The sequence below is a fragment of the Mesorhizobium sp. M1E.F.Ca.ET.063.01.1.1 genome, from assembly GCF_003998155.1.
Taxonomy (GTDB): Bacteria; Pseudomonadota; Alphaproteobacteria; order Rhizobiales; family Rhizobiaceae; genus Mesorhizobium.
This window is the reverse complement of the sequence record NZ_RZSC01000115.1, coordinates 1-11,829: the sequence shown is the minus strand read 5'-3', so window position 1 is coordinate 11,829 and position 11,829 is coordinate 1. Positions and strand designations below refer to the sequence as shown.

Here is an 11,829-nt window from a genome sequence, read left to right as displayed (position 1 = left end):
ATGTTCTCCTTGAGCAGGCCCTCGCGCATCATCAGGCCGAGATTGCGCCGCGCGCGCCGCCACGGATGGTCGGCGGACTTGTAGATGATGTGACGCAGATCGTTGAGCCGGCCCGGATTCGGCGGCTTGCCGTCCTTCAGCCATTTCTCGCGCGCCTGCCCGCCTTTCCAGGCGCGGGTGGTGAAGCCGAGGATTTCCACGGAGACACCGCAGCGCTCCAGCGTGCGCGCCAGGATATCGGCGCAGGTTGCGGCTACCGTGATCGGCCGGCCACGCATCGAGCCCGAATTGTCGAGCACCAGCGACACCACCGTGTCGCGGAACTTGGTGTCGCGCTCCTGCTTGAAGGACAGCGGCTGCATCGGATCGATGACGACGCGCACCAGCCGCGCCGGATCGAGATAGCCTTCCTCCAGGTCGAAATCCCAGGAGCGGTTCTGCTGCGCCATCAGCCGGCGCTGCAGCCGGTTGGCAAGCCGGCCGACCACGCCGGAGAGATTGGCGAGCTGCTTGTCGAGGAAAGCGCGCAGCCGGTCGAGTTCCTCTTCCTCGCAAAGATCCTCGGCGCCGACCGTCTCGTCGAAGGCCGTGGTGAAGACCTTGTAGTCGATTTCCTTCGGCAGGTTGAGGAACGGATTGTCGTTGCGGCGCGCCTCGCCCGGCGTCTCGGCATCGGAATCGTCCTCGTCGGAAAGATCGTCCGATGTGGCGTCCGTCGCTTCCGTCTCGGCCGACTCTTCCTCGTCGGCGGACGCCTCGGCATCTTCCGACTGCGACTGATCCGAGCCGGAATCGTCCTCGCCGCCCTCCTCGCTCTGCTCCTCGCCCTGCTGCTCGTTCTCCTCGTTGTCCTCCGTGTCCTCGGTTTCCTGGTCGTCGCCGAGTTCCTCGGCCATTTCCATGGAGACGAGCATGTCGCGCACGATGCGCGCGAAAGCCTGCTGGTCGTCGAGCTTGGACGACAGGCCGTCGAGATCGGTGCTGGCCTTCTCCTCGACCCAGGGGCGCCACAGATCGACAAGCCGCTCGGCGCTCTTCGGCACGGGACGGCCGGTGAGCTTCTCGCGCACCATCAGAGCCACCGCCTCCTCGAGCGGCGCATCGGCCTTGTCCTTGACGTCGACGAGATTTGCCTTGGCGTATTTGTCTTCCAGCATCGAGCCGATGTTGTCGGCCACGCCCTGCATGGCGCGGCTGCCGATCGCCTCGACGCGCGCTTGTTCAACGGCATCGAAAATAGCCCGCGCGAGCTTGCCCTCCGGCGCCAGCTTAGTGTGGATACGCTGATCGTGGCAGGCGCGCTTCAGCGCCATGGAATCGCCGATGCCGCGGGTGATGGCGATGTCGTTGCGGGAAGCCTTCTTCGGCAGTTCGGGCAGACGGGCGCGGTTTCCGGCCAGCGCCGGCCGATCCTTGGCGAAGCCGACCTCGAGGTCCTTGTCGCCGGCAACGGCGCGCATGCACACCGTGACGGCGCGCTTGAAGCTGTCGGCTTCAGACCCGTTCTTCGGCTTGTTGCGCGTGTTGTCGCCCGGACCCGCCATCGATCATTCCCTGCGCGAAGCCTGCCGGTACGCGCTTACCCCAGCACCACGTTGGCGGCACTCTCCGGCAGATCCTCGCCGAAGGCGCGCTGATAGAATTCGGCCACCACCGAACGCTCCAGCTCGTCGCATTTGTTGAGGAAGGTGAGCCGGAACGCCATGCCGATATCGCCGAAGATCTCGGCATTCTCGGCCCAGGTGATGACCGTGCGCGGGCTCATCACCGTCGACAGGTCGCCATTGATGAAGGCCGAGCGCGTCATGTCGGCGACGCGCACCATCTTGTTGACGATCTCCTTGCCCTTGTTGTCGCGGTAGTGCTTGGCCTTGGCCAGCACGATGTTCACCTCGTTGTCGTGCGGCAGGTAGTTGAGCGTGGTGACGATCGACCAGCGGTCCATCTGCGCCTGGTTGATCTGCTGCGTGCCGTGATAGAGGCCGGTGGTGTCGCCGAGGCCGACCGTGTTGGCGGTGGCGAACAGGCGGAAGGCCGGATGCGGGCGGATGACGCGGCTCTGATCGAGCAGCGTCAGACGACCGGACGATTCCAGCACGCGCTGGATGACGAACATCACGTCGGGGCGGCCGGCATCGTACTCGTCGAAGCAGAGCGCCACATTGTGTTGATAGGCCCAGGGCAGGATGCCGTCGCGGAATTCGGTGATCTGCAGGCCTTCCTTGACGACGATGGCGTCCTTGCCGACGAGATCGATGCGGCTGACATGGCTGTCGAGGTTGACGCGCACGCAGGGCCAGTTGAGGCGGGCGGCGACCTGCTCGATATGCGTCGACTTGCCGGTGCCGTGATAGCCCGACACCATGACCCGGCGGTTGTAGGCAAAGCCGGCGAGGATCGCCAATGTCGTCGCCCTGTCGAACAGATAGTCCGGGTCGATGTCCGGCACATGCTCGGACGACACCGAATAGGCGGGCACCACCATCTTGGAGTCGAAGCCGAATTTCTCCCTCACCGACACCGTCGTGTCCGGCAAGTTGGCGATGTCGCGATCGACCTTGTTCATCACTATCAACGTCTCCACGTGCGAAACGACGGCGTTTCGCCGGCAATCGATTTTGTTCGGGGGCGGTCTTAGAGCCTTTTCCAACCTTATGAAAGTTGGAAAACGACACGGACCGTAGGGCCGCTCAGCACAATCCTGCTTGCTTGAGCACGCGATAGGCCTGCAGCACATCGCGGAACCGGTCTTCCGAACCCCTGTCGCCACCATTCGCATCAGGATGGTGGCGCTTCACGAGTTCCTTATAGCGCGCCTTGATATCCTTGCCAGTCGCCTTTGTATCAAGGCCAAGCGTTTCCAGCGCCTTGGCCTCAAGCGGCTTCGCCTTGCGCTCGCGTGCCTCGCGCGGCCCGCCGCCGAACAGGTTGAAGGGGTCGCGCATGCGGTTGTAGTAGCCGGCGCGGCCGGAGCGCTGCTGGGCGAAGTCCGGCGCCGAACGCGTCGAACCGCCATTGATGCCCATCTTCCATGTCGGCCGGTGGCCGGTCAGCGCCTCCTTTTGGAAGCGGGCGATCTCGGTGTCCGACACACCCGAGAAGTAATTGAAGCTCTTGTTGTATTCGCGCACATGCTCGAAGCAGAAGCGGAAATACTCACCCTCCTTCAGCCGTCCGACCGGCGCCCGATGCGTGCCGGCCTCCTTGCAGCCATCCCACTGGCAGACCGGCGCGCGCGACTTCAGCTCCGCGTCCTTTTCCGGCCGGATGCGGATTTTCTCGAAATATTTGGGATACGGTTTCATCTCACCCATTTATGGGCTGTTCGCTAGTGCGAAACAAGAATTGACATTTGGCAGATGATCGCCCTAACCGCTGAATCGCGGCTTAAAGCGGTCGAAAATGCAGATTTTACGGCGATGCCGTAGATGTGGTGAAGGGAAGCCCCGATGTCCATACAGTCGACGATGGAAAGCAAGCTGAAGGCGGCGTTTTCGCCCGAAAGGCTCATCGTCATCAACGAAAGCCACCTTCATGCCGGCCATCATCATGTCGAGTCCGGTCACCACGCCACCTTCGACGGCACCGGCGAGACGCATTTCCGCGTCCGCATCGTCTCGCCGAATTTTTCCGGCATGAGCCGCGTCGACCGCCACCGCGCCGTCAACGAGCTGCTTGCCGACGAGTTGAAGGCCGGCGTGCACGCGCTCGCGATCGAGCCGGCCGCGCCCGGCGAGAAGACCCTCTGGTAGGGTTCAGGCGACCGTCGCCTTCAGGAAAGCCATGACCGCGGCGGTCAGCGCATCGCCGTCCTCGCCGAAGCGCCGGTTGATCGCCATGTGCGAATAGGCGCTGCCGTCGAACAGTGTGACCTTGTTGCCGGCCGTCCGCAGCCGATCCGCGAAGTCATGCGCAGCGGTCGCGCGGATCGGCGCGTTCGAATAGGCGACGAACACGGGCGGGTGCTTGGCCGTCCCGATATAGGTCGCGGGTGACAGCGCGCGCCACTGGCCTGGATCCGAAAACGCCTGCGCGTAGATCGGCCGCAGCCTGCCGCCCTGCGCCCTGGCCAGAGCCTCGATGTCATAGGCTTCGGTATCGTCGAGCACCAGCGCGGCGACGCCGGGCAAGCCGCCGCGAAGTCCTGTCAGTGCCGCCAGATGGCAGCCGGCCGAGTGACCCATCACCACGATGCGGTCCGGATCGCCGCCATAGCTGGCGATATTGGCGCGCACATAGGCATAGGCCTCTTCCACGTCGCCCGCCTGGGCGGCGACGTCGGCCTTGGGCAGCATGCGGTAATCGATCGAGACGAACAGGAAGCCGTTGGCGAGCAGGAAGCCCGGCTTGGCGTTGACGTTGTTGCGGTTGCCGATCCGCCAGGCGCCGCCATGGATGAAGAAGACGACCGGATCACCCTTGGCGCCTTCTCGGGCGTAGATATCGAGCTTGGCTGGCCCGTAGTCGACGGTTTGCGGCGCCGGCTGGCGCAGCCGCCAGGCTGCCGACGCCCCTGCCGGCAGCAGCGCGGCAACGGACGCAAGGACAAAACACCGCCGATCGATCATCGTCATCTCCTGACCACCCCCAGCTCTGATCGCCCTCGGCAAAGAGTGCACGCGAGCGCGGCAGGCGTCCAGTTAAGGATTGTTCAGGGGCTGCAAGGGGTTGGCTCGCCAACAGTGGACCCGCACCCCTCTTGCGCCATCGAAAAATGCGCGGGCGCTCGACTGGGCCGCGTGAACAAGATCATGGAACATTTTCCCTGGTCTGGCAGTTTGCTTGACGGCCCGGTTCTGGAGGAAGCGCTCATCCATGCCGGGCGGATTGTTAGCCAGACCGGAGAGCCGATGCGACTGGCGCCTCCGAGGGGTGACCACCCATGAAGACGACGTATCGAGCTCCAGCCGGGCATGGTAATGGGTGCTCAGGCAGTTTGCAGCCTTTGCGGCTGTTTCCGGCGATTGCCTTGGCGGCCTTCCTCTCGGCTCCGGCCGCCGCGCATCAGGCGCCCAAGGGCTGGCAGTACGACAGCTCATGCTGCGCGGGGTTGGACTGCTATCAGGCACCCGCGGCCGACGTGAAGGAAACGCAGTATGGATACCAGCTCTCCACCGGGGAGCTCATTCCCTACACCGACAGGCGGATCAAGCGCTCGCGCGACGAGTTCTTTCACGAGTGCAAGCCCGGCGGCGACGTAAACTCTCAGCATTCGTTCTGTCTCTACGTTCCCGACCACGACATGTAGGTGCGAAAAACCAATACGAGATCCTTCCTTGAAGCTCTCAGGCAAGCATTCTGTCCGCATAGGGCGCTTTGCCGCCTCGATGCCCGATCGAGCGTCCGCTGCGCTGGCTCGCGCCGCCGCAAGGCGGTCGATGCAGCGGCAGTCGGTACCACTGCCGGTTACCTTGCGGCGACATCACACCGCAGCGTCGGCACTTCTGTTTTGTGTTGGCAAATGGGTCGACCGAGCGCACACTGATCTTGGCTGTCGATTCGGGGTGGGCGACTAGAGTTCACATCGGGATGCGCGACGCGGCGCTTGTTTCGGCCACGCGGAGTGGTTCCCTCACACCTCGGTGATCGAAGCTGACGATTAGCGTTTGTCGGGAACAAAGAGCGCTTTCCGGCAGTTGAAGAGACGATGAGCCGATTGGCAGCCTATCGGCTCCGAGGCAAAGCATCATGCGCGAGAATCAATCAGACGTCTTCGACCTGTTTTCGGAGATTTACTCGAACGCGGCCCAGGAAGAGATCAGCCTTCAGCAGTATCTGCTTGCCTGCCGTGAAGACAAATCCATGTACGCCTCAGCGCCCGAACGCATGGTCGAGGCAATAGGCGAGCCGAACCTTGTCGACACCAGCAAGGACGAGCGGCTCGGGCGTATTTTTTCGAACCGTACGATCAAGATCTATCCCTCCTTCTCGGACTTCTACGGAATGGAGGATACGATCGAGCGCATTGCGGGATATTTCCGCTATGCCTCGCAGGGGCTCGAAGAGCGCAAGCAGATCCTCTATCTGCTCGGCCCGGTCGGCGGCGGCAAATCCTCGCTTGCCGAACGGCTGAAGAAACTGATGGAACAGCGCCCGATCTATACGCTGAAAGTCGGCAACCAGATCAGTCCGGTCTTTGAATCGCCACTCGGCCTTTTCAATCCCGATCGCATGGGCGATCTGCTCGAGGACAAATACGGGATAGCGCGTCGCCGGCTGAATGGGCTGATTTCGCCCTGGGCGGCCAAGCGCCTCGACGAACTGTCCGGCGACATTTCCAAATTCAGCGTCGTCAAGCTGTCGCCGTCGCGTCTGCGCCAGATCGCCATCACCAAGACCGAGCCCGGCGACGAGAACAATCAGGACGTCTCGGCCCTGGTCGGCAAGGTCGACATCAGGCAATTGGAACACTTCAGCCAGTCCGACCCGGATGCCTACTCCTACAGCGGCGGCTTGAACCGGACCACGCAAGGGCTGCTCGAATTCGTCGAGATGTTCAAGGCGCCGATCAAGGTCCTGCACCCGTTGCTGACGGCGACCCAGGAAGGAAGCTATAACGGCACCGAGAATTTCGGCGCCTTTCCCTATCAGGGCATCGTCGTCGCCCACTCCAACGAATCGGAATGGCAGCAGTTCAAGAACAACAAGAACAATGAGGCCTTCCTCGACCGCATTCTCGTGGTCAAGGTTCCCTATTGCCTTCGCATCACCGAAGAAAGGCAGATTTACGAAAAACTTCTGCGCGAGAGCGATCTGGCGAACAGCCCCTGCGCGCCTGAAGTGCTGGACATCCTCAGCCGCTTCACCGTCTCGACGCGGCTTGCGGAGCACGAGAACTCGCCGCTCTACACCAAGATGCGCGCCTATGACGGCGAGAATCTCAAGGAGATCGACCCGAAGGCGAAGTCGGTCCAGGAATATCGCGATGCCGCCGGCGTCGACGAAGGCATGACCGGGGTCAGCACGCGCTTCGCCTTCAAGATCCTGTCGCAGACCTTCAACTACGACACCAAGGAGGTGGCCGCCGATCCCGTGCATCTGATCTATATCCTGGAGGAGGCGATCAAGCGCGAGCAATTCCCGAAGGAGACGGAAGCTGCCTACCTCGAGTTCATCAAATCGGAGCTCGCGACGCGCTATGCCGAGTTCATCGGTCACGAGATCCAGAAGGCCTATCTGGAATCGTACAGTGAGTACGGCCAGAACCTTTTCGACCGCTATATCGCCTACGCCGATGCCTGGATCGAGGACCAGGACTACAAGGACCCCGATACCGGCCAGATCCTCAACCGCGAGGTCCTGGATAAGGAACTGTCGCAGGTCGAAAAGCCGGCCGGCATCGCCAATCCCAAGGACTTCCGCAACGAAGTGGTCAAATTCACCTTGCGCGCCCGGGCGCGCAACCATGGCCGCAATCCATCCTGGACGAGCTACGAAAAGCTTCGCGAGGTCATCGAGAAGCGCATGTTCGGTCAGGTCGAGGACCTGCTGCCGGTGATCAGCTTCGGCTCCAAGCAGGACAGCGTCACGGAGAAGCGGCACAACGAATTCGTGGAGCGGATGGTGGAACGCGGCTATACTCAGCGGCAGGTGCGCCGGCTGGTCGACTGGTACATGCGCGTGAACAAGGCAGGCTGAGCAAAGCTGGAGCGGTTCCATGCCGATCTTCATCGACCGCCGCCTGAACCCGAAGGACAAAAGCCTGGGCAATCGCCAGCGCTTCCTCAAGCGCGCGCATGAAGAGCTCAAGCGCACCATCCGCGACAAGATCCGGACAAGCGGCATTGCCGAGATAGACCGGGAGCACGCCGTGCCGATGCCTCGGAAAGGCACCAGCGAGCCGACGTTCAGCGACGCCAAGGACAGCGGCCATCGCCAGCACATCCTGCCCGGAAACCGGACGTTCAGCCCCGGCGACCTGATCCCCAAGCCTGGTGGCGGGGGCGCGGGCTCTTCGGCTCCGGGAAACACGGAATCCGAAGACGACTTCCGCTTTGTGCTGTCGCGCGAGGAGGTGCTCGACCTCTTCTTCGAGGACCTCGAACTGCCCGATCTGGTCAAGCTCAATCTCAAGCAGATATTGAGCTTCAAGCCGAGGCGGGCAGGCTTCGCGGCAACCGGGTCGCCGACCAACATCAATGTCGGGCGCACCATGCGAAACAGCCACGGACGCCGCATCGCGCTGAAGCGGCCCAAGCAAGAGGAATTGGATGCGATCGCCCGGCAGCTCTCCGAGCTGGAATCGAAGCCGTCAAACGCGGCAACGCGCGAGCGCATCGCCGTTCTGCGCGAGGAGCTCGAACGGCTCGAGCGCCGGCGAAAGCGGATCGCCTATGTCGATCCGGTCGACATTCGGTTCAGTCGCTTCGACCCCCAGCCCCTGCCGAATGCAAATGCCGTGATGTTCTGTCTGATGGATGTCTCGGGATCGATGGGCGAGCGCGAGAAGGATCTGGCCAAACGCTTTTTCGTGCTGCTGCACCTGTTCCTGACACGGCGCTACGAACGGACCGAGATCGTCTTTATTCGCCACACCCACGAGGCCAAGGAGGTTGACGAGCACACTTTCTTCTACCACACCCAAAGCGGCGGCACCGTGGTTTCCACGGCGCTCGAGGAAATGCAGCGCATCATCGAGCAGCGCTATCCGGCCGCCGAATGGAACATCTACGCCGCGCAGGCTTCCGACGGCGACAACTTCGCCACCGACTCCGAGCGCTGCATCGAACTGCTCGACCGCAGGCTCATGCGCCTTTGCCAGTATTTCGCCTATGTCGAGATCATCGACGAGCGGGAAAGCCACATTTTCGGCTCGACCGAGAACGGGACGTCGCTCTGGCGCGCTTACAGCGCCGTGGACGGGAAATGGCCGAATTTCCAGATGAGGCGCATAGCCGCTCCGGCGGACATCTACCCGGTCTTTCGCGAGCTCTTCGCCAGGCAGCCGGCGCTGCGCAAGAGCGCGTGAGGTTGTGGGTCGATAGGACGGGGGCCGATGGTCAGTCAGGCGCGCAAATCCGAACTTTTGTTTTCCGGGTCTGACTGGGATTTCGCGAAACTGTCGCGGGTCTACGACGAGATCGAGGCGATCGGCAAGGAAGAGCTTCGCCTCGACATCTATCCGGTGCAGATGGAGGTCATTTCCTCCGAACAGATGCTCGACGCCTATTCATCGGTCGGCATGCCGCTGATGTATCGCCATTGGTCGTTCGGCAAGCGTTTCCTCTATGACGAGCTTCTCTACCGCAAGGGCGCGCGCGGTTTGGCCTACGAATTGGTCATCAACTCCAATCCCTGCATCGTCTACCTCATGGAAGAGAACACCATGGCCTTGCAGGCCCTGGTGACCGCCCATGCGGCACTGGGCCACAACCATTTCTTCAAGAACAATCATCTCTTCCGGCAATGGACCGACGCCGGGGGCATCCTGAGCTACCTGGATTTTGCCAAGAGCTACATCGCCCGGTGCGAGGAACGGCATGGCCTGGCCCCCGTGGAGGCCATGCTCGATTCCGCCCACGCGCTGATGGAGCAAGGCGTCTTCCGCTACCACCGGCCGCCGAAGCTGTCATCGGAGCAGCAGCGCGAAGGGCTGCGCGAGCGCCTTGAATACGAGGAGCGTTCCTTCAACGATCTCTGGCGGACGTTGCCGCCCTCCCAGGGAAAGAACAAGCCGGAGGCAGAGGACGAGAGCCTCGCGGAGCGGAAGAAATCGCTCAATCTGCCCGAGGAGAACCTGCTGTACTTTCTCGAGAAGAACAGCCTCGTCCTTCAGCCCTGGCAGCGCGAGATTGTCAGGATCGTGCGTGTCATTGCGCAGTATTTTTACCCGCAGCGGCAAACCCAGGTGATGAACGAGGGCTGCGCCACCTTCGTGCATTACACGCTCATGAACATGCTTTTCGATCGCGGCCGCATCAGTGAAGGCGCCATGCTCGAGATATTGCGCAACCATTCGAACGTGGTCTTCCAGCCGGCCTTCGACGACCCGCGTTTTTCCGGCATCAATCCCTACGCGCTGGGTCTCGACATGATGCAGGATATCCAGCGCATCTCGACCGAGCCGACCGCGGAGGACCGCGACTGGTTCCCGGACATCGCCGGCCGCGGCGACTGGCGCGAGACCTTGCTCGATGCCTGGGCCAACCACCGCGACGAATCCTTCATTCGCCAGTATCTGAGCCCGGCCCTGATCCGGAAATGGCGGCTCTTCGTGCTGGCCGACGGCGCCGACGAGCCGCATTTCGAAGTCGCGTCGATCCACAATGAGCGCGGCTATAGCAAGATACGGTCCGCGCTGGCCCAAAGCTACGACGTGGGGGCGAGACGACCCGACATCCAGGTGGTTGATGTGGATCTCCTGGGAAACCGGCATCTGCGGCTGCAGCACAACGTCAAGGACGGCATCCTGCTCGAGGAGGAAAGTCGCGACGCGACCCTGCGCCATATCCGAAGCCTGTGGGGCTACGACGTCAGCCTGGCGGCTGTCGATGCTGAAACGGGTGCGGTGCTCAGCGAGCGCTCGACGAAGGAAATTTGAGTCAAGACAACTTAAAGCGCGTCGCGCTGAAACGAATTCAGGCGACGCGCTTTAGCCCTCGCCGGCAGGCCGGATCCTCAACCTCGCGATGCGGTTCTTGTCGCGCTTCATCACCACGAAGCGCTTGCCGTGGAAGGTGAAGGCCTGCTTCTCCTCGGGGATCGTCTGCGTCTCGTGGATGACGAGGCCGGCGATCGTCGTGGCCTCCTCGTCCGGCAGGTCCCAGTCGAGCGCCCGGTTGAGATCGCGGATCGGCACCATGCCGTCGACGACCACCGAACCGTCCGCCTCCTGCTTGACACCTTGCATGTCGACGTCGTGCTCGTCGGCGATCTCGCCGACGATCTCCTCGATGATGTCTTCCAGCGTCACCAGCCCTTCCATCTCGCCATATTCGTCCACGACGATGGCGAAATGCGCCTTGCGGCGCAGGAAGGCGTTGAGCTGATCCTGCAAGGTGGTGGTGTCGGGCACGAACCATGGCTTCGACGCGATCTTCATCACGTCGATCTTGGAAAAATCGTTGCCGACCTCGTTGAGCGCCCTCAGCAGATCCTTGGCGTGCAGCACGCCGACGATGTTGTCGAGCGAGCCTTTCCACAGCGGCATGCGCGTATGCGGGCTCTGCAGGATCTCGCGCACCACCATTTCCGGCGGATCGTCGGCATTGACCGAGCGCATGTTGGTGCGGTGGACCATCACATCCGACACTTCGAGTTCCTCGAGATCGAACAGTGCGCCCAGCCGGTCGCGGTCCTCGCGCGCCTGCCCGTTGCGGCGGGTATCGTCGCCGGCCTCGTCCGATTCATCGTCCTCGGGCGCCATCGGCTCGACCGGCCGCAGCGTGTAGCCGAACGCGGCAAGCAGTCGTGTGCGGAACAAAAGCGCCAGCACGACGATGGCGGCAAGGACGGCTGCGGCAATCCAGCCGGCGTCGATCATCTGGAATGGCTCATCTTGGGCCATTCGGGATGGCTCGCCTTGAGGAAGGACAGCACTTCCGAGGGCGGCACGTCCTTGGCGATGAAGGCCTGACCGATACCACGCGTCAGGATGAAGGTGAGCGCGCCGCGCGAAACCTTCTTGTCCTGGGTGATGAAGCCAAGCAGCGCCTCGGCGTCCGGCAGATCGCCTGATATGTCGGCCATCCGCCAGGGCAGGCCGACGGCGCGAAGATGCGCTTCGACACGGCTTGCGTCGTCCGGGCTCGCCAGATTGAGGCGCGCGGAAAAACGGTGCGCCAGGGCCATGCCGATGGCGACGCCCTCGCCGTGGACGAGGCGGGGGCC

10 protein-coding genes and 1 pseudogene are annotated in these 11,829 nt (G+C 62.5%); 5 read left to right on the top strand and 6 right to left on the bottom strand.

Annotated features, from left to right (window positions below):
* From cobT to EOA29_RS11640, 3 genes are all read right to left on the bottom strand, one after another.
* The coding region (gene cobT, locus EOA29_RS11650) for a cobaltochelatase subunit CobT (RefSeq protein WP_127220923.1) at nt 1-1,544 on the bottom strand (1,544 nt) is incomplete at its 3' end.
* A 35-nt stretch (nt 1,545-1,579) separates the two neighbouring features.
* A complete protein-coding gene (gene cobS / locus EOA29_RS11645; protein WP_126091664.1) occupies nt 1,580-2,566 on the bottom strand; it encodes a cobaltochelatase subunit CobS in 987 nt (328 codons plus the stop codon).
* A gap of 124 nt (nt 2,567-2,690) precedes the next feature.
* Nucleotides 2,691-3,314, bottom strand: coding sequence for a J domain-containing protein (locus tag EOA29_RS11640; RefSeq protein WP_127220922.1), 624 nt, complete (start codon nt 3,312-3,314; stop codon nt 2,691-2,693).
* Between the two features lie 135 nt (nt 3,315-3,449).
* On the opposite strand from EOA29_RS11640, the gene EOA29_RS11635 reads away from it, so the two are divergent.
* Nucleotides 3,450-3,752, top strand: a complete 303-nt coding sequence (locus EOA29_RS11635; RefSeq protein ID WP_126091662.1) for a BolA family protein — start codon at nt 3,450-3,452, stop codon at nt 3,750-3,752.
* Between the two features lie 3 nt (nt 3,753-3,755).
* Here EOA29_RS11635 and EOA29_RS11630 read toward each other — a convergent pair whose 3' ends face one another.
* A complete protein-coding gene (locus EOA29_RS11630; RefSeq protein WP_126091661.1) occupies nt 3,756-4,568 on the bottom strand; it encodes an alpha/beta hydrolase in 813 nt (270 codons plus the stop codon).
* Nucleotides 4,569-4,882: 314 nt separating this feature from the next.
* Between EOA29_RS11630 and EOA29_RS11625 the strand changes: the two genes are divergently transcribed.
* From EOA29_RS11625 to EOA29_RS11610, 4 genes are all read left to right on the top strand, one after another.
* Nucleotides 4,883-5,248 (top strand): hypothetical protein, encoded by a 366-nt coding sequence (locus tag EOA29_RS11625; protein WP_126091660.1) that lies wholly within the window; start codon nt 4,883-4,885, stop codon nt 5,246-5,248.
* 440 nt (nt 5,249-5,688) lie between these two features.
* Nucleotides 5,689-7,638: a PrkA family serine protein kinase gene (locus EOA29_RS11620; RefSeq protein ID WP_126091659.1), complete on the top strand. Its 1,950-nt coding sequence runs from the start codon at nt 5,689-5,691 to the stop codon at nt 7,636-7,638.
* Nucleotides 7,639-7,657: 19 nt separating this feature from the next.
* Nucleotides 7,658-8,968 carry a YeaH/YhbH family protein gene (locus tag EOA29_RS11615; protein WP_126091658.1) on the top strand — a complete coding sequence of 437 codons (1,311 nt, stop codon included), beginning with the start codon at nt 7,658-7,660 and terminating at the stop codon, nt 8,966-8,968.
* A gap of 27 nt (nt 8,969-8,995) precedes the next feature.
* Complete coding sequence (locus EOA29_RS11610; RefSeq protein WP_126091657.1) at nt 8,996-10,540, top strand: SpoVR family protein; 1,545 nt, start codon at nt 8,996-8,998, stop codon at nt 10,538-10,540.
* A 51-nt stretch (nt 10,541-10,591) separates the two neighbouring features.
* Here the strand turns inward: EOA29_RS11610 and EOA29_RS11605 are convergent, their stop codons facing one another.
* Both EOA29_RS11605 and EOA29_RS11600 read right to left on the bottom strand, forming a co-directional pair.
* Complete coding sequence (locus EOA29_RS11605; RefSeq protein ID WP_126095727.1) at nt 10,592-11,482, bottom strand: transporter associated domain-containing protein; 891 nt, start codon at nt 11,480-11,482, stop codon at nt 10,592-10,594.
* A pseudogene (locus EOA29_RS11600) lies at nt 11,479-11,829 on the bottom strand (3-dehydroquinate synthase); the annotation flags it as partial. The gene EOA29_RS11605 and the pseudogene EOA29_RS11600, both read right to left, overlap by 4 nt.

What these genes read in the sequence shown, in the direction of transcription:
- EOA29_RS11630 (WP_126091661.1), bottom strand. Translation starts at nt 4,568, where the DNA reads ATGATCGATCGGCGGTGTTTTGTCCTTGCGTCCGTTGCCGCGCTGCTG.
- EOA29_RS11605 (WP_126095727.1), bottom strand. Translation starts at nt 11,482, where the DNA reads ATGATCGACGCCGGCTGGATTGCCGCAGCCGTCCTTGCCGCCATCGTC.
- cobS (WP_126091664.1), bottom strand. Translation starts at nt 2,566, where the DNA reads ATGAACAAGGTCGATCGCGACATCGCCAACTTGCCGGACACGACGGTG.
- EOA29_RS11615 (WP_126091658.1), top strand. Translation starts at nt 7,658, where the DNA reads ATGCCGATCTTCATCGACCGCCGCCTGAACCCGAAGGACAAAAGCCTG.
- EOA29_RS11620 (WP_126091659.1), top strand. Translation starts at nt 5,689, where the DNA reads ATGCGCGAGAATCAATCAGACGTCTTCGACCTGTTTTCGGAGATTTAC.
- EOA29_RS11635 (WP_126091662.1), top strand. Translation starts at nt 3,450, where the DNA reads ATGTCCATACAGTCGACGATGGAAAGCAAGCTGAAGGCGGCGTTTTCG.
- EOA29_RS11625 (WP_126091660.1), top strand. Translation starts at nt 4,883, where the DNA reads ATGAAGACGACGTATCGAGCTCCAGCCGGGCATGGTAATGGGTGCTCA.
- EOA29_RS11640 (WP_127220922.1), bottom strand. Translation starts at nt 3,314, where the DNA reads ATGGGTGAGATGAAACCGTATCCCAAATATTTCGAGAAAATCCGCATC.
- EOA29_RS11610 (WP_126091657.1), top strand. Translation starts at nt 8,996, where the DNA reads ATGGTCAGTCAGGCGCGCAAATCCGAACTTTTGTTTTCCGGGTCTGAC.